Annotated in this window: 16 protein-coding genes and 1 rRNA gene; 12 read left to right on the top strand and 5 right to left on the bottom strand. The window is 30.6% G+C overall.

The annotated features are described in order from the left end of the window. The first annotated feature begins 194 nt into the window (after positions 1-194). The 4 genes from rrf to BUB51_RS08460 all read left to right on the top strand — a co-directional run bounded on the left by rrf (position 195) and on the right by BUB51_RS08460 (position 5,831). Positions 195-311, top strand: a 5S ribosomal RNA gene (gene rrf, locus BUB51_RS08475). 168 nt (positions 312-479) lie between these two features. Continuing rightward, complete coding sequence (locus BUB51_RS08470) at positions 480-992, top strand: thioredoxin family protein (protein WP_073197030.1); 513 nt, start codon at positions 480-482, stop codon at positions 990-992. A 52-nt stretch (positions 993-1,044) separates the two neighbouring features. Next, the gene (locus tag BUB51_RS08465; protein WP_073197032.1) at positions 1,045-2,274 is read left to right on the top strand and encodes a putative glycoside hydrolase; all 1,230 of its coding nucleotides are present in this window, start codon (positions 1,045-1,047) and stop codon (positions 2,272-2,274) included. 128 nt (positions 2,275-2,402) lie between these two features. Next, the gene (locus tag BUB51_RS08460; RefSeq protein ID WP_073197028.1) at positions 2,403-5,831 is read left to right on the top strand and encodes an adenosylcobalamin-dependent ribonucleoside-diphosphate reductase; all 3,429 of its coding nucleotides are present in this window, start codon (positions 2,403-2,405) and stop codon (positions 5,829-5,831) included. Positions 5,832-6,141: 310 nt separating this feature from the next. Here BUB51_RS08460 and BUB51_RS12740 read toward each other — a convergent pair whose 3' ends face one another. The 3 genes from BUB51_RS12740 to BUB51_RS13255 are packed head-to-tail and all read right to left on the bottom strand — an operon-like array spanning position 6,142 to position 7,388. Beyond that, a complete protein-coding gene (locus tag BUB51_RS12740; protein WP_083599570.1) occupies positions 6,142-6,951 on the bottom strand; it encodes a transposase in 810 nt (269 codons plus the stop codon). 19 nt (positions 6,952-6,970) lie between these two features. Continuing rightward, entirely contained in the window at positions 6,971-7,201 is a 231-nt protein-coding gene (locus BUB51_RS13675) for an IS110 family transposase (RefSeq protein WP_083599569.1), read from the bottom strand. Then, positions 7,146-7,388, bottom strand: coding sequence for a hypothetical protein (locus BUB51_RS13255; RefSeq protein ID WP_200791912.1), 243 nt, complete (start codon positions 7,386-7,388; stop codon positions 7,146-7,148). Before BUB51_RS13255 ends, BUB51_RS13675 begins: the two co-directional genes overlap by 56 nt. Before the next feature lie 403 nt (positions 7,389-7,791). Here BUB51_RS13255 and BUB51_RS08450 point away from each other — a divergent pair, with 403 nt between their 5' ends. Then, positions 7,792-8,718, top strand: coding sequence for an aminoglycoside phosphotransferase family protein (locus BUB51_RS08450; protein ID WP_073197026.1), 927 nt, complete (start codon positions 7,792-7,794; stop codon positions 8,716-8,718). A gap of 78 nt (positions 8,719-8,796) precedes the next feature. Here BUB51_RS08450 and hisC read toward each other — a convergent pair whose 3' ends face one another. Further along, complete coding sequence (gene hisC, locus BUB51_RS08445; RefSeq protein WP_073197024.1) at positions 8,797-9,873, bottom strand: histidinol-phosphate transaminase; 1,077 nt, start codon at positions 9,871-9,873, stop codon at positions 8,797-8,799. Positions 9,874-10,206: 333 nt separating this feature from the next. Between hisC and fusA the strand changes: the two genes are divergently transcribed. From fusA to BUB51_RS08410, 7 genes are all read left to right on the top strand, one after another. After that, positions 10,207-12,282, top strand: coding sequence for an elongation factor G (gene fusA, locus BUB51_RS08440; RefSeq protein WP_073197022.1), 2,076 nt, complete (start codon positions 10,207-10,209; stop codon positions 12,280-12,282). A 181-nt stretch (positions 12,283-12,463) separates the two neighbouring features. Then, positions 12,464-12,706 (top strand): hypothetical protein, encoded by a 243-nt coding sequence (locus BUB51_RS08435; RefSeq protein WP_073197020.1) that lies wholly within the window; start codon positions 12,464-12,466, stop codon positions 12,704-12,706. Next, positions 12,707-12,910, top strand: coding sequence for a hypothetical protein (locus tag BUB51_RS08430; protein ID WP_073197018.1), 204 nt, complete (start codon positions 12,707-12,709; stop codon positions 12,908-12,910). A gap of 205 nt (positions 12,911-13,115) precedes the next feature. Beyond that, on the top strand, positions 13,116-13,574 hold the full coding sequence (locus BUB51_RS08425; protein WP_035163851.1) for a CtsR family transcriptional regulator: 459 nt from the start codon (positions 13,116-13,118) through the stop codon (positions 13,572-13,574). Between the two features lie 20 nt (positions 13,575-13,594). After that, positions 13,595-14,110, top strand: a complete 516-nt coding sequence (locus BUB51_RS08420; protein WP_035163850.1) for a UvrB/UvrC motif-containing protein — start codon at positions 13,595-13,597, stop codon at positions 14,108-14,110. A 12-nt stretch (positions 14,111-14,122) separates the two neighbouring features. After that, positions 14,123-15,148: a protein arginine kinase gene (locus tag BUB51_RS08415; protein ID WP_073197016.1), complete on the top strand. Its 1,026-nt coding sequence runs from the start codon at positions 14,123-14,125 to the stop codon at positions 15,146-15,148. A 15-nt stretch (positions 15,149-15,163) separates the two neighbouring features. Further along, a complete protein-coding gene (locus tag BUB51_RS08410; RefSeq protein ID WP_073197014.1) occupies positions 15,164-17,596 on the top strand; it encodes an ATP-dependent Clp protease ATP-binding subunit in 2,433 nt (810 codons plus the stop codon). Between the two features lie 55 nt (positions 17,597-17,651). Here BUB51_RS08410 and BUB51_RS08405 read toward each other — a convergent pair whose 3' ends face one another. Then, the gene (locus BUB51_RS08405) at positions 17,652-17,939 is read right to left on the bottom strand and encodes a hypothetical protein (protein WP_073197012.1); all 288 of its coding nucleotides are present in this window, start codon (positions 17,937-17,939) and stop codon (positions 17,652-17,654) included. Between the last annotated feature and the right edge of the window lie 441 nt (positions 17,940-18,380).

Here is an 18,380-nt window from a genome sequence, read left to right as displayed (position 1 = left end):
TGAGGTGTAAGGGCAGTAATGCCTTTAGCTGACAGGTACTAATAGGTCGAGGGCTTGACCAGAAAAAACGCTGTGCAGTTTTCAAAGTACAAACTTTGTTTGTACTTTGAATGTAAAATTAAAAATTGAAAATGTAAAATTAATTTATTTTAAATTTTACATTTTGCATTTTAAATTCAATCGAAGATTGTAAATCCGGTGACAATGGCGGAGGGGTCACACCTGTTCCCATTCCGAACACAGAAGTTAAGCCCTCCAGCGCCGATGGTACTTGGCGGGAGACCGCCTGGGAGAGTAGGTCGTTGCCGGATTTTTTTATTTTTTTGAGAAAGTCTGCCACTTAATACAAGTTGTAATTAATTAAAATATATATTATAATTTTGTATATCATTAAATAAGATTTAGTAATAATGGTTTTATTGAAAAGTTTAAAATTAATATTATATTTTTGTTTAATTATATAGGGTGGGGGTATATAGATGGATATAAGTTGTCTCTATGACAAAGGTGTTTCATTTGATGAATTTGTGAATAAGGATAAGGATACTTATAAAGAGAAAGTATTAGAAATTCTAAATAAAATAAGATTAAGTGATGAGTTAATAAATAAAATAAAAATTATTGATAAAAAAATAAAAGTCCTTGTTTGTGCTGAAATTTGGTGTCCAGATTGTATGATAAATGTACCCGTTTTAGCAAAAATGAAAGAATACAATAACAATATTGATATTTCGATAGTAGAGAAGAATGGTAATGAAGATTTTTTTATTAAGTATAGTGAAGAAGATAGAATAAAAATACCTACTTTTGTATTTTTTGATGAGAAATTTAAAGAGCTTGGCAGTTTTGTTGAACATCCGAAAAAAATAAAAAATATTATATCTAAAGGAAATCAGCCTAATATTATAGTTGCTATGAGGAAATATAGAAAAGGAGAATATGCAGAAGAAACAGTGAAAGATATATTAGAGATACTGTTGAGGAGTCAGTAGACTCCTTTATTTTGAATACATGAATGTAAATAAAATAGGAAAGGTGAAAAGGATGGTAGTAAGAAAAAAGTCATTATTATCAATAACAATTGTATTAATGTTTTTTGCTGTGTTTTTCTTTAAAATTAATTCTATTGATTATGCTGATAGTAGAAAACCTGATACTAAAAAAATGTATACTAATTCAGAATTAGAATATGTAAATTACTTAGTTCAACCTGCAACAAATTGGGGAGTATATAAAGAAAAAATCAAAGTAAAGGGAATATATTTAACAGGTAATACTTTGGCTTATAATAAAAGATTTTATAAACTTTTAGATTTAGTAAAAACAACGGAATTGAATGCAATGGTTATAGATATAAAAGATGATTTAGGACGTTTAACTTATAAATCTAATGTAGATATGGTTAATGAAATTGGAGCAGACAAGCATGCTAAGGTAGATAATTTTTATGAGAAAATGGAAATATTGAGAGAAAATAATATTTATCCAATTGCAAGAATTGTTACTTTTAAAGATAGACTTGCTGGTACAAAGAGACCAGATTTAGCTATAAAGACTAAAGACGGTAAGGTGTGGAGAGATAATAGTGGAAATGCATGGTTAAATCCGTATAATCGTGAAGCTTGGGAATATCCTATAAGGATAGCTGAAGAAGCGGCTTTAATGGGATTTAAGGAAATACAATTTGATTACGTTAGGTTTCCTACTGATGGTAACAGATCTATTATAGATTATGGAGAAGAAAGTATTGGTAAGACAAAAGCTGAGGTAATTGCTGAATTCTTAAAATATGCAAGAGAAAGATTAGAACCTAAAGGGGTATATGTTTCTGCAGATATTTTTGGATTAGTTACAACAGTAAAAGATGATATGAGAATAGGGCAACATTTAGAAACTTTAGCAACAAGTACAGATATATTATGTCCAATGGTTTATCCGTCTCATTATGCTTTGGGTTCTTACGGTATTGCTTATCCAGATTCTCAACCTTATAAGATAGTTTATACAAGTTTATCTAGAGCTAAGGCAAGAATAGATAATATAAAAACAGAAGAACCAAAGGCTATTATAAGACCTTGGTTACAAGATTTTTCTGCAACTTGGTTGAGAAAGCTTTATGGGAAACACTATATTAACTATGGTCCTGAACAGATTAAAGCTCAAATAAAGGCAGTGTATGATGCAGGACTTGAAGAATGGATATTTTGGAATGCGGGTAACAGGTATACAGAGGATGGTTTTGAAAAAGATATAGATAATTCAGTTATTCAATAAAAGGCTAGAATAGTTCTAGCCTTTCTTTGTGAAATAAATATTTAACTTTACACTAAAACTATATAATGCTACAATATATTGTAGCAAAAGATACAATATATACTACATATAGTTTCGGAGGTGCTTTAATGAATCTTACGGATAATGCATTGAAAGTACTTGAGAAGAGGTATCTTACCAAAGATTTAGAAGGTAATGTTATTGAAACTCCAGATGAAATGTTTAAAAGGGTAGCGCATCATATAGCAAAAGCCGATTTATTATACAATAAAGATAGTGATGTGCAAAAAACAGAAAAAGAATTTTATGATATGATGGTAAATCTTGAATTTTTACCAAACTCACCAACATTAATGAATGCTGGAAAGGAGTTGGGACAGCTTTCAGCATGTTTTGTTTTACCTGTAGAAGATTCAATGGAAGGGATTTTTGATGCTATTAAAAATGCAGCTTTAATACATAAATCTGGTGGAGGAACAGGTTTTAGTTTTTCAAGATTGAGAGCAAGAGGTTCTACTGTTAGATCGACAGGTGGCGTTGCATCAGGCCCTGTTAGTTTTATGAAAGTTTTTAATTCAGCTACAGAAGCGGTTAAGCAGGGTGGTACAAGAAGAGGAGCTAATATGGGTATTCTTAGAGTAGATCATCCTGATATATTAGAATTTATAGAATGTAAAAAGGATAACAATGAAATTACTAATTTCAATATTAGTGTAGGTATAACAGAAAAATTTATGGAAGCAGTTGAAAAAGGAGAAGATTATGAACTTATAGACCCAAATACTAAAACTGTTAAAGGAAAACTTAATGCTAGGGATGTTTTTAATAAAATAATTGAAATGGCATGGACTAATGGAGAACCGGGAATAGTTTTCTTAGACAGATTAAACAAATTTAATCCAACTCCTGGTTTAGGAGAAATTGAAAGTACAAATCCGTGTTTTCACCCAGATACTTTAATATCTACTAGATATGGATTAATAAAGATTAAAGAATTATATGATAATTATAAAGATGAGGAAATAGAGATAGTTACTGATGATAGAGTTATAAAAGAAAAAGTAAAACGTAATGGAAGAGAGTATTATCAAAATGGAGTAACATTAAGGAAAGCGAAAGTATTTAAAACAGGTATTAAAAAGACGATTTCAATAGAATTATCCAGTGGACAGGTTTTGAAAGTTACTCCTGAACATAAAATTCTTACTACAAAAGGCTGGAAAGAAGCAGAGGCCCTTGAAATTGATGATGAGGTTTTAGTTCAATCAGGAAAGGGATATTGGTCAGATGTAGATCAAATTGGCGAAGATTTAGGGTTATTTCTTGGCTGGGTTACTGGCGATGGCTGGTTGACTTCTGATGGAAAAACAATAGGGATGGTTTTTGCAGAAGAAGAAAGATATATTATGGAAAGAATGCAGAAGATAGCTGAAAGTAAAGGTGCAGGAAAAGGAATAATCAATAAGAGAGAAAACGGAACTTGGCAATTATTGTTTAAAAGAAATGATTTTGTTAATCTTGTTAAGTCATTTGGATTAGAACCAAAGCGAGCATATGAAAAAAGAGTTATAAAATCAATTTTTACAGCATCTGAAAAAACAGTTGCAGCATATTTAAATGGATTATTCAGTTCAGATGGAACGGTAAATTATATAGACGATAATCATAGAGATATAAGATTAACATCAAGTTCTAAAGAACTCTTAAGAGATGTTCAATTAATACTTTTGAATTTTGGTATTTTTTCAAACATATATAATAGGACTAAAAAAGAAACTACAAAGTTCACATATAAAACAAAAGATGGTGAAAATAGAGTATATGAAAGTAAATCTTATTTCGAGCTTATTATAACTGGAAATGATATATGTAGGTTTAGAGAGGTTGTTGGTATTTTAATACATCAGGCGAAAAATGATAAATTAGAAAAGATAGATATACAATTTAGAAAAGAAACGAAATTTATTACTACTGTAAAGGAAATAAAAAAAGATTATGAGGAAATAGACGTTTATGATATATCTGAAGAGATTACTCACTCTTTAATTGGGAATGGAGTTGTAGTACACAACTGTGGTGAGCAGCCATTACTTCCTTATGAATCATGCAATTTAGGTTCTATTAACTTATCCAAAATGATTAAAGAAGGATCAAATGGATATGAAATTGATTATGAGAAGTTAGGGGATATAGTAGATAAGGCCGTTCATTTCTTAGATAATGTTATAGATGTTAATAAATATCCATTACCAGAAATAGAAAAAATGACTAAAAGTACTAGAAAAATTGGATTAGGAGTAATGGGCTTTGCAGACCTTTTAATTTATTTAGGAATTCCTTATAATTCACAAGAAGCTGTAGATTTAGCTGATAATTTAATGAAATTTATTAATGAAAGAGCTATTAAAAAATCTATTGAATTAGCCAAGTTAAGAGGAGTTTTCCCAGCATATGATAAAAGTATTTATGTAGAAAAAGGTATAAAAATCAGAAATGCCACAAGAACTACTATAGCTCCAACTGGAACTATAAGTATTATTGCTGGTACTAGTAGTGGAATTGAACCTTTATTTGCTGTATCCTATATTAGAAATGTAATGGATAATGATAAGTTAATAGAAGTACATCCTTTATTTAAGAAGATTGCAAAGGAAAGAGGCTTCTATTCGGAAGAACTTATGGAAAGAATAGCCGAAGAAGGTTCTTTAGCCCACATAGATGGTATACCTGAAGACATAAAGAGGGTTTTCGTAACTGCTCATGATATATCGCCGTTATGGCATGTTAAAATGCAGGCTGCATTCCAAAACCATGTAGACAATGCGGTATCTAAAACAGTTAATTTTAGAAATGAGGCAACAAAAGAAGATGTAAAAGAAGTATATATTTTAGCATATAAATTAGGATGCAAAGGTGTAACAATATATAGAGATGGTAGTAGAGATAATCAAGTCTTAAGTACTGCAAAAGGTAAAGATGAAAATAAAAAAGAACAAAAAGAAATGAAGATAAAGCCTAGAATGAGACCAGAGATTACAAGAGGCATTACTGAAAAGGTAAAAATAGGATGCGGTAATTTATATATTACAGTTAATTATGATGATAAAGGTATTTGTGAAGTCTTCACTAATCTTGGAAGGGCAGGAGGATGCCCAAGTCAAAGTGAAGCGACAAGTAGACTTATATCTATAGCATTAAGAGCAGGTTTAGATGTAAAATCAATTATTGAGCAGTTAAAGGGAATAAGATGTCATTCAACATTAAGACAAAGAGCTACAAATAAAGATATTAAAGTACTTTCTTGCCCTGATGCTATAGGTAAGGCATTAGAAAGAGTAATGAATACTTATGTTGAGGTTAAAGATCAAGCAGTAAACGATATTGCTTTAGAAATAGAGCATGGAGTTGAAGAAAAAGATAAAATAGATTCTTCAATCGAAGAAATATCAGTTAGTTTTGAAGATAATAGCGGCAGATGCCCTGAATGCGGAAGTAAAGTAGAACATGAAGGTGGATGTATGGTTTGTAGAAGTTGCGGATATTCTAAATGCGGTTAAAAATAAGCCATCTAGGAAACCCAGAAATCAATTTACAGTCCTAGATGGCTTATTTAGTAATTAGTTTATTAACGTTGGAAATATTATCGGGGAACAAAGCTACTAACGTAACATGAGTGTATGATGATACATATTGATATATCTATGTCTAATGAATTAATAACTATAAATGGAATTTTACGAAGACTAGCTAATAAAAGTCAAGAGTTAATTTAAAATTTTCGAACCTTGAAAAAGGGTATAACAAACTAAGCCTATGAAAAACACGAACATAGACTTAAAATTTGTAATAAATTTTCGTATTCTTTCATTAAGAAACTAATGATAATTTTAATTTACTTTGTCTGTATAGCTTGTTGTGTTCTTCAAGTGTAATTATCCTGAAAGGTTTCTTATCTCTTAATACTGCAAAAATATAATTGACTATTTTATGCATTAGAGCTACTAAAGCTACTTTTTTGGGCTTAGATTTTATCTTTATGCTGTAGTAGTTATATAATATTGGGTTTATGTATTGACTATTACGATTCTTCCTTATTGAAGCTAGAGCTATCATAAATAATACTCTACGTAGATATCCTGAACCACGTTTAGACATCTTTACTTTGTTTCCTTTGAATTTACCTGATTCTACTACAGCAGGGTCTATCCCGCAAAATGCTACTAATTTTCTAGCATTTTTGAAATTGTTAAAGTCACGTATTTCTGAAATAAATATGGCTGCTGATATAATTCCTATTAGTAGTTTTACTTCTTCTATATTTTCAGCGATAGCTTTTATTTCTTTTTCTATCATAGATTTTTGTTCTATAAGTGTTTTTAATATGGTTATCATTGATTTTATTACAATTTCACTACTTTTAGGGGCGCAGCCAATTTTTAAAGCTGATTTTGCTACATCTATTAAAGCGTTGTATTTAGTTTTAGCCCATTTTAAACTTTTCCTAGATAAAGTAGCTAAAGTAGTTATTAAAGTACCTTTATCAGCATTTAAAAGTTTTTCTGCTGATGGATAATTCTTAAGTATATATAATGATGCTTTAGATGTGATATTTGAAAAAGCAGTATTGTATCCAGGAAAAACCTGGTCTATTAAAGAAATTAAATTGTTTTTATACATTGTACAGTCATCAACTAATTTAATGTATTGACGGCAAAGGATATTTAGCTGATGGAGGTTTTGTAGGTTTGATTTCTCCTAATTTGTAAAGAATTGCAATACGGTATGCATCTACTTTATCATTTTTCACTTTTCTAACTTTGATATTTTTGATAGAATTAGTTTGTATAGGATTTACTATACAAACTTCAAAGTTAGAATTGTGAAAGAAGTGGAAAAGTATGCTCGAGTAATGTCCAGTTGATTCCATGACCAACACACATGGGACATTGAGCTCTTTCTCTACTTCTTTCAGCTTTTTTTGAAACTTTTTCTAATCCTTCAAGAGTGTTATGAGCTTTAAAAGGCTTACCGTATTGCTTTCCGTTTGGTGTAATAATTGAGTAGTAGCTAAATTTCTTTGCAACGTCGATACCTACAATAATTTTGTTTTCCATGTAAATAACCTCACTTTCTATATGGTAAGAGTGAATCCATCCATTAGCCTTGAAGATATAACCTTGCATGTGAAAAGAGAATACCCTAAAGGTCTCAACCAGCCAAATTATATACATTCAAGGAATGGAACGATTCGCTTAATTAAGGGTATCAGCCGACAGGCTTCCCAAGGGGGAGTACATCAATATCACTTTTCCAAGAATGATTATATATAAATTAGCCTGTTGCTTGAAACCCTTTAGAGGTTATTCTCTTAAATAAATATTAGCAGTAAGATAGGGACTGCTATATGATGTATATATCATGAAAATGAAAATTGATATATACATCGAATGTTCGGGTTTTGATAACCCGATTAGGTGAAAAGTATTACAATTATATCTTACAAGGGGGATAATAAAGTTGATACAACCTAATGAGTTGCATAAAAGAATTATAAAGAATATTGGGGAATATGAAATTTTAATGAATTACAGAGAAGGAAGTAAAAGAACAGGTGTATGGAAAATTAGAAGCTTATCAAGTCAAAGATGTTACTATGTAAAAACTCATTCAAGGAAAAGTAGATGGCATCCAGAGGTTTTTGCTTATAGAAATTGGATTCCAGAGATTTTACCCTATGCTCCAGAATTGATTGAAAGCTTTGAAGGAGACGATTGGCAAGGAATTTTGATAACATCTTTAGATGGTATAACAATGAGGGAAGCAAATCTGTCTCGAAAACAGGAAGAAAAGGCATATTATAAAGCTGGGGAACTTACTAAACTATTACATACAAAATTTAAAGGTAACTATTTTGGAAGGCCAGACTGCAATGGGAACCCAATTGAGATATTTTATCATACTGACCCTGTTTACTATATAAAAAAATCACTTATAGATTTATATGAAAAAGGTAAAAATCTAAATTGCTTTAATTCTAAGGAGTCTTTTTTAGCAGAGTGGGCAATTGAAAATGTAGATATATTTAAAGGTACTTATCCTGTCCCTATTAGTTGGGATTCGACTCCTAACAATTGGTTGATTAATAAGCATGGAGAATTCATTGGAATGATAGATTTTGAGAATATGCTTTGGGGAATACCAGCGGATAATTTTACAATACTTCTTGAACGTTACTTTCCACAATCACCTAGGGGAAAAGAAGCATTTTTTAGAGGATATGGATTAAATGATATTAAAGAAATGAAACTTCAAATTAAAATAACCTGCATAAAGATGGGGTTAGCTGACTTGATATGGGGATTAGAGAACAAAGATGATAGAGTTGTTAAGTTAGGAAAACAAATGTTAGAATCTATAGATGAATTTACAGAGTTAGTGATATAGGACTCCGACTAAAATGATATTTCAAGACAAACCACGTCAACATTAAACTTAAGCCATTACCAAAGGTAATGGCTTAAGTTATATAACTTCCTTTAAAAGTTTTATTAATAATTCGTTTTGTTCAGGAGTGCCTATAGTTATTCTTACCCATGTATCTTTAATAGGCCTAATTATCATACCTCTTTTTTGAAGTTCTATGAAAACTTCATTGGCATCACGCTTAACATTAACAAAGATGTGATTTGTTTCGGATGGAGCATATTCTAATCCTAAATTTTTAAATTCTTTATATAGATATTCTTTTCCCTGCTTATTTAATTCATATGTTTTTTTGATAAAATCCTCATCTTCGAGAGCTGCTATTGCAGCCGCTTGAGCTAATTTATTTACATTAAATGGTCCTCTAATCTTATTCATATTATGTATTATTTCTTCACTAGCAAGAGCGTATCCGATTCTTAAAGCTGCCAGCCCATATATCTTTGAAAACGTTCTCAAAATAATCAAATTAGAATAATCTTTAAGGAATTTAATACTATTTTTTGGGTAATCTTTTCTTGTTACGTATTCATTATAGGCTTCATCATATACCACAACTATGTTATTAGGTACACTTTTTAGAAAATCAAGTAATTCATCTTCAGTAAACATCGTACCTGTAGGATTGTTTGGATTACATAACCAAATTAATTTTGTTTTATCTGTTATTGCTTTTTTCATGCCTTCTAGATCATAAGTCCAATTTTTAAGAGGTACTATTACAGGCTTTCCACCCATCATCTTGGTTGTGGTTATATATCTAGGGAAAGTCAAGTCAGCCATTATAACTTCATCATTTTTATTTATGAAAGTTTTTGCGATAATATCAATCATTTCATCTGAACCGCTGCTCGGTAAAATTTGAGTTGTTTTAAGTCCTGTTTTTTTTGCAAGTGCATTTTTTAGCATAGTAGCATTTCCATCTGGATATATAGCTAAATTTTCGGCAGCTTTTTTAACTGCTTCTATTGCTTTAGGAGAAGAACCTAGTGGATTTTCATTAGATGCTAATTTAACTACTTTTTCTATACCATATTCCTTTTTTACATCGTCAATAGGTTTTCCCGGTTTATAAGCCTGTAAGTCTTTTAATTCCTCTCTAAAAGTTAAAGTCATTTCCAGCACCCTCCCCAAAAAAGATTTAAAATTCTATCAATTCTAATTATAACATATAAAGCAGATAAAATCTTTGATGTTAAAATTGATTAAAAATTATTTTGGAATTAATATGAAATTTTTAATTAAAAATAGGCATATAAATGATACTATTGGACATATTTTTAATAGAACGAGATTTTTATTTTAAATTAAAAATATAAAAAAAATAGAGAACATAATTTTGTGTGAATTAGAAAAAAGTTAATAATTAAAAAGGATTTTATTGTGCATCGTAGAATATTATTAACAATCGGAAAATTAAAAAAACAGAAGTTTGAGGGGGAAAATGGTATGAATGTGTATGGGACCGACAAAATTAGAAATATTGCTTTGTTAGGGCATGGAGGAAGCGGAAAAACAACTTTGACCGAAGCGATGCTTTTTACAACAGGAGTTATTAAGAGAATAGGACGTATAGAAGATGGTAGTACTGTATCCGACTTTGATAAAGAAGAAAAAGATAGACAAATTTCTATTAACACATCTTTAATACCTATAGAATGGAAAGGACACAAATTAAATGTACTAGATACTCCGGGATATTTTGATTTTGTGGGAGAAGTTAAGAGTGCTTTGGCTGTTGCTGGGGGCGCAGTTATATTAGTCGATGCATCATCGGGGATTGAAGTTGGAACGGAAAAGGCATGGAAGTATATTAGAGAGTCTAAAAAACCTGCTTTTATATTTATTAATAAGATGGATAAGGAAAACGCTAATTTTGATAAAGTAATTAATCAATTGAGAGAGAAATTTGGGAAAGCAGTAGTACCTTTTGAAATACCTTTAGGAGAAAAAGAAGATTTTAAAGGTCTTATAAATATAGTTGATATGAAAGCTCGACAATATGATGAAAATGCAATAAAATGTTTCGATGTTAATGTCCCTGAGGGACTTGAAGATAAAATACAACCTTTAAGAGAAATGCTAATTGAATCTGTGGCTGAAAGTGATGAAGCGTTATTAGAGAAATATTTTGAAGGGGAAGAATTTACTGATGAAGAAATACATAGAGGGTTAAGGACTGGAGTTTTAAATGGGGATTTAATACCTATTTTGTGTGGTTCGGCTGTAAAAAATATAGGTGTTCAGACCTTAATGGATATGATTTGGGATTATTTGCCATCACCTAATGAAGTTGAAGTAAATACAGGTATTGATCCTAGTACTGGAGAGACAATTGAAAGAAAATTAGACATTAGTGAACCGTTTTCAGCATTGGTATTTAAGACGATTGCGGACCCTTATGTTGGAAAAATTTCATTATTCAAGGTTTTATCTGGGGAAATTCATAAAGATGATGAAGTACTTAATGCTACACAAGATACTAGATTTAAAATGGGCAATATATTTATATTAAGAGGTAAGGAACAAATAGAAGTAAATAAATTAGTAGCAGGAGATATTGGCGCTGTTGCTAAATTGAATAATACTTATACAGGTGATACATTATGTAGCAAAGATAGTCCTATAAAATATCCGGGCATAGAGTTTCCAGAACCTTTATTGTATTTAGCTGTTGAGCCTAAATCTCAAGGCGATGAAGATAAGATGAGTTCTGGTTTACATAGATTGACTGAAGAAGACCCTACTTTTAAAGTTTTTTATAACAAAGAAACGAAACAAACGCTTTTAGGTGGGCAAGGAGATATGCATCTAAGTGTTATAATAAATAAGCTTAAAGATAAATTTGGTGTTGAAGTTGAATTAAAGGATCCAAAAGTTCCATATAGAGAAACTATAAAAGGAAGAGCAGAAGCTGAAGGTAAACATAAAAAACAAACTGGCGGTCATGGTCAGTATGGGCATGTATTTATTAGATTTGAACCGAGTCAAGAAGAATTTGAATTTAATGAAGAGATTTTTGGTGGGGCTGTGCCAAAGCAATATATACCAGCAGTTGAAAAAGGGCTTAAAGAATGTATTGAATCTGGTGTTTTAGCCGGCTATCCTGTAGTTAATATTAAAGCAACACTTTATGACGGCTCTTATCATACTGTAGACTCATCAGAGATGGCTTTTAAAATGGCTACAGCAATAGCATTCAAAAAGGGTATTAAAGCAGCAAATCCAGTTCTATTAGAACCAATTATGAGAGTTGAAGTACTTGTACCAGAAGAATATATGGGAGATATTATGGGAGATCTTAATAAGAGAAGAGGCAGGATTTTAGGTATGGAACCACAAAAGGATGGTACACAATTAGTAATAGCAGAAGTTCCACAGGCAGAAATGTTTAAATATGCAATAGATTTAAAATCTATGACTCAAGCAAGAGCTAGTTTTAAAATGGAATTTGCTAGATATGAAGAAGTACCGCCTCATTTAAGCGAAAAAATAATTGAAGAGGCTAAAGCTTCACAAGAATAAAAAAACAAAATTTTGATATTAATTATAAAAAAATAGAAATTTTAGAATAAAATTAAAACACCCGTATAAAGCGGGTGTTTTTTCTAAATATATTGTAGTATAAATGATTTTTCTATACAAAAAATATTAATATAAGGCTAGTTTTAATAAGCAGTTTGATATTTATTAAGGAGGATATGATTTGGTTGATTATTATATAAATTTTGATAGAGGATCAGATTTAAAAGGTATTACAAAAATACTCGATACTATTAAAAAAATTGATGAGAATGATGAATTAGTAATAACTATGGATAATAGTGATGCTTTTAAGTCAGGGTTTATTAGAGAAACTTTAGAAAATAAAGGGTTTGAGATTTTGCCCAAAGGAGATCATATGGGAGAAAAATATAAATTAATAGCTCATAAAAAGAAAGGAGATTAGATGAATACAAATAGAGATTACAATAAAAACTTGAGTTTAGAATATCAGAAGAAAATAGATATGCATAAAAAAGATGATGAAGTAGAATCAATGCTTATAGATAAAACTGCTTATGGAGAGTGGATGTCTACAACATTTGGATGGGCAGGTTTTGAAGAACAAAATAAAGCTGTAAATCGTATCGAGGATATAACTAAATATTAAAAAAACTGAGGTCAATCAGTTAGATTGGCCTCTAATTTTGAAAAAAATCAAGTAATATTTAGAAATTATTATATAAATTAAAATAATAAATGATAATTCTGATATATAAATAAAAAAAAGACAATACTAATGTTGAAATATATGGAATTAAAATAGTAGAATATCAGTGAAGGACAAAGAAAGTCAAAGTCAAAGAGGTGGTATAATGTCAAGGTTAAGCGACATTATAGAAGAATTCATCAAAAGACTTCTAGAAGAAACGGAAAATGAAGCTATCGAAATACAGAGAAACGAATTAGCCCAATATTTTAACTGCGCTCCATCTCAAATAAATTATGTTCTAGCAACGAGATTTACTCAAGATAAAGGATATTATATAGAAAGTAAACGGGGTGGCGGTGGGTATATTAAAATAGTCAGATTAAATATTAATAATGATAGTTATATCAGAGATCTTATAGTAAATACTATAGGTGATTCTATTACTAAAATGAGGGCTTATAGTTTGATAGATACATTTGTCGAAAAGGGATTTATAACAAAAAGAGAAGCTGATTTGATGAAATCTGCTTTAAGCGATAGGGCTTTAGGAATTGTACCGAAGTTTAAGAATGAATTGAGAGCGAGCATACTTAAAGATATGCTTCTTATGTTAGTAGAATAATGAGAAAAGGAGGGGTTTTCATGCTTTGTGATGATTGCGGAAAAAGAGAAGCGACTATGCATTTTACAAAAATTATAAATGGTGATGTGACAGAACTTCACTTATGTGAGGAATGTGCTAAAAATCATAAAGAGTTTGATTTTGATGCATCTTTCTCAATACACAATTTTTTAGCAGGGCTTCTAGATTTAGATAGCACACAGGGAAGTCCTTTTGAAATGGATTATATTACAAGTGTAAAATGCGAAAAATGCGGTTTAACTTATAGCAGGTTTAGACAGATAGGCAAATTCGGATGCAGCAATTGTTATAACTCATTTAGGGAGAAATTAATACCTCTATTTAGAAGAATACATGGACATGAAAATCATGTAGGTAAAGTTCCTAGAAGAGCTGGTGGGATGATAAGAATTAAAAAAGAAATTAGTAGACTTAAAAAACAGTTAGAACTTGCAGTACGAAATGAAGAATATGAAAAGGCAGCTAAAATAAGAGATCAGATTAAAGAACTTCAAGCTCAAATAGATACAGAGTAGGAGGTGACAGGGATGGTTAAATGGTTAAAAGGGAATAATAAACCAAAAGATATAGTGGTTAGCACTAGAATTAGATTGGCGCGTAACATAGAAGATTTCTTGTTTCCAGAGATTATGACTATAGAAAGTGCTAATGAAGTAATAAATAGAGTAAGAGATTCGATAATTGAAGGAAATACAATTTTATCGAGAGAATTTGATTTTTTTAGGACTAAAGAGATTTCGCCTTTGGATAGGCAAGTTTTTGTGGAAAAACATATTATTAGTCCGGGATTGATTTCTAACCCTGAAAAGAGTGCATTTTTATTGAGAAAAGATGAAAAGGTAACGGTTATGATAAATGAAGAGGATCATATAAGAATACAAGTTTTACTTCCGGGGTTAGAATTAGAAGAAGGTTGGGATTTGTGCAGTAAAATAGACGATATTATAGAAGAAAATGTAAAATATGCTTTTGATGAAAAATTGGGGTATTTAACTTCATGTCCTACTAATGTAGGAACTGGGATGAGAGCTTCGGTTATGCTTCATCTTCCTAGTTTAGTAATGACTGGACATATAAATAAAGTTCTTCAGGCTGTAACTCAAGTAGGCCTTACTGTAAGAGGATTATATGGCGAAGGAACCGATGCATTAGGTAATTTGTTCCAAATTTCTAATCAGACAACATTGGGTGAAACAGAAGAGGAGATTATAGAAAAGCTTAAAAAAATTGTACTTCAAATTATTGATCACGAAAAAGAATCAAGGCAGAGATTAATGAATTTAAAGAGAATAGAAGTAGAAGATAGAATATATAGATCTTTGGGAATATTAAAGAATTCAAGAATAATAACATCAAAAGAATCTATGAAATTATTATCAGATGTAAGAATGGGTATAGAAATGGGTATTATTAATGATATAGATTTAGAAAAAATCAATAACTTGATGATATTATCACAACCGGCTAGTATTCAAAAATATTCAGGTAGAGGATTGAATGCAAGAGAAAGAGATATAAAAAGAGCCGAAATGATTAGAGAATACTTAAAATAGTAGGAGGTGTATAGTATGGCTATGTTTGGAAGATTTACAGAAAGAGCACAAAAAGTAATTCTATTTGCTCAAGAAGAAGCTAAACAGCTTGGACATAATTATGTAGGTACAGAACATTTACTCCTTGGATTGCTAAAAGAAGGAGAAGGAGTTGCAGCTAAGGTATTGATAAATTCAGGCGTTGATTTAAATAAAGTCAGACAACAGGTAATTAATCTAATTGGATATGGAAATGAAGCAGGGGAATTATTAGGATTTACCCCTAGGACAAAGAGAGTTTTTGAATTAAGTCTTATAGAAGCAAAAAATTTAGGACATAACTATATAGGTACAGAACACATATTATTAGGATTGATTAGAGAAGGAGAAGGAGTAGCAGCGACTATATTGAAAGGATTAGGGATGGATTTATCAAAGGCTAGAAAAGAAATACTTGGTATGTTGGATAGTTCATTTAATAGGCGTGGCCAAAAAGGAAATCGTAGAGGTAATATGAAGACTCCTACATTAGATAAATTTGGTAGAGATTTAACTAGATTGGCACAAGAAGGGAAATTAGATCCGGTTATAGGGCGTAGCAAAGAGATAGAAAGAGTTATACAAGTATTGAGTAGAAGAACGAAAAATAATCCATGCTTAATTGGAGAGCCGGGAGTAGGAAAGACAGCTATTGCAGAGGGATTAGCACAGAAAATAGTAGAAGGTAATGTGCCAGAAATATTGAAAAATAAAAAAGTTGTAACATTAGATTTAGCATCAATGGTTGCTGGGGCTAAATATAGAGGAGAGTTTGAAGATAGACTTAAAAAAGTAATGGAAGAAATAAGAAGATCAGGAGATATAATTTTATTTATAGATGAGATGCATACAATCATAGGAGCCGGAGCTGCTGAAGGTGCGATAGATGCATCAAATATCTTGAAGCCAGCTTTAGCTAGAGGTGAATTACAGGCTATAGGTGCTACTACTTTAGATGAATATAGAAAATATATCGAAAAAGATCCGGCTTTAGAAAGAAGGTTCCAGCCTATTTTAGTAGAAGAGCCTACAGTTGAGGATACAATCAAAATTCTTGAAGGATTGAGAGATAAATATGAGGCTCATCATAGAGTAAAGATAACAGATGAAGCTATAAAGGCAGCCGCGGAATTATCAAGCAGATATATTACAGATAGATACCTACCAGATAAGGCAATCGATTTGATAGATGAAGCTGCTTCAAAAGTTAGATTACAGTCTATTACTGCTCCTCCAGATTTAACTGAACTTGAAAAGAAATTAGAGGAATTATATCAAGAAAAGGAAGAGGCAATAAGTACTCAAAACTTTGAAAAGGCTGCAAAATTAAGAGATGAAGAGAAGAGAATAAAAGAAGAATTAGAGAGAAAGAAAGAAGAATGGAGACATGAAAAACAGTCAAAATCAACAGAAGTAGGATATGAAGATATAGCACAAGTAGTTTCAAGTTGGACTGGAATACCGGTTAAAAAGTTAGCTGAAGAAGAATCTGAAAGATTGCTTAAAATGGAAGAGATATTGCATAAGAGAGTAATAGGACAGGAGCAAGCCGTTAAAGCCGTATCTAATGCAATAAGGAGAGCTAGAGTAGGGCTTAAAGATCCTAATAGACCAATCGGTTCATTCATATTCTTGGGTCCTACAGGAGTAGGAAAAACAGAATTATCTAAAGCATTGGCCGAAGCTCTATTTGGCGATGAAAATGCAATGATTAGGGTTGATATGTCTGAATATATGGAAAAACATTCTGTATCAAAACTAGTAGGTTCACCTCCAGGATATGTGGGATATGAAGAAGGAGGACAGTTAACTGAAAAAGTAAGGAGAAAGCCTTACTCGGTAATATTGTTTGATGAGATTGAAAAAGCCCATCCAGATGTATTTAACATTCTATTGCAGCTTTTAGATGACGGTAGATTAACCGATGCAAAAGGTAGAGTAGTAGATTTTAAAAATACCGTTATTATAATGACTTCAAACGTGGGAGCAAGTACGATTAAGAAACAAAAAACTTTAGGATTTGCAGCTCAAAAAGATCAAGAAAAAGAAGAATATGAAAAAATGAAAGAAAATATTATGGAGGAATTAAGAAAATCGTTTAGACCGGAATTCTTGAACAGAATAGATGAAGTCATTGTATTCCATCCATTAAACAAAGAGCATATTAAGCAGATTGTAGATTTAATGGTTAAAGATTTAGAAAATAGACTTAAAGCTTTAAATATAAATATTAAAGTTACAGAAAAAGCTAAAGAATATTTGGCTAAAGAGGGTTATGATCCAACTTATGGAGCAAGACCACTTAAGAGAAGTATAACAAAATTGATTGAAGATAAATTATCAGAGGAAATCTTAAAAGGCAATATTTCTAAAGATGATAATATTGTAGTAGATTTTGATGGAGAGAAATTAACTTTCAACAGAGAATAGAGAGAATCCTGATGCAAGGATTCTCTCTTTTTAATATTAGATAAAAGTTTTAAAGTTATACTATATTTTCGATTACATAAATTTTTTTAGTATCTTTCATATAAATTAAATATATTACACTATTATCTTTAGAATCAGTTTTATATATTCTATCTTTTTTTAATTCAATACTATCAAGTATATTATTTATTTCTTTTTCGATATATTTGTTTCGTTTATTATTAAAATCCATTAATCCTTTATCTGTTAAGTGTTTTTTGTATAAAAATACATGATATCTAATACCATCTCCATTAAAACTCGAGCTATTATAGTAAGAGATTATTTCGTAATCTTTAGGCAAAGTAATTCCCCGATTTAGTTCAATAATTTTACTATAATCATTTATAACCTGATGAAATTAAAAAAACAATATATTTTTAATAATATTAGCATATTGTTATTAAAAAGAGAAACACTTAAATTATCAGAAATTTAGCACTTGAAAATTTTTTAGGGCGATAGTCCGTTGATTTATAAGAATTTCAGAATAAGCACTAAAAATTTGAGATTTTCCGATTTTTGCTGGAAACTATAGAGAAAAAATTTGTAAAATAAAAGCATCCTTTTTATAATAGTTTTACCATAAACACATTAAAAAAAGGATGCTGATAGGATGAACAAAAGTTACCTAAAACAATTATTCACCTATATTAATAGGGTATATGATATAGGAGAAAAAATCAATACTTTAAAAGATAAAAGAGTAAAATCTCAAGTAAAAATTTCAACAATTAGTTTTGTA

The organism is Caloranaerobacter azorensis DSM 13643 (assembly GCF_900129995.1).
GTDB classification, from domain to species: Bacteria; Bacillota; Clostridia; order Tissierellales; family Thermohalobacteraceae; genus Caloranaerobacter; species Caloranaerobacter azorensis.
Note: the sequence above shows the minus strand (reverse complement) of the source record. Positions and strands in the feature narration are given on the sequence as shown.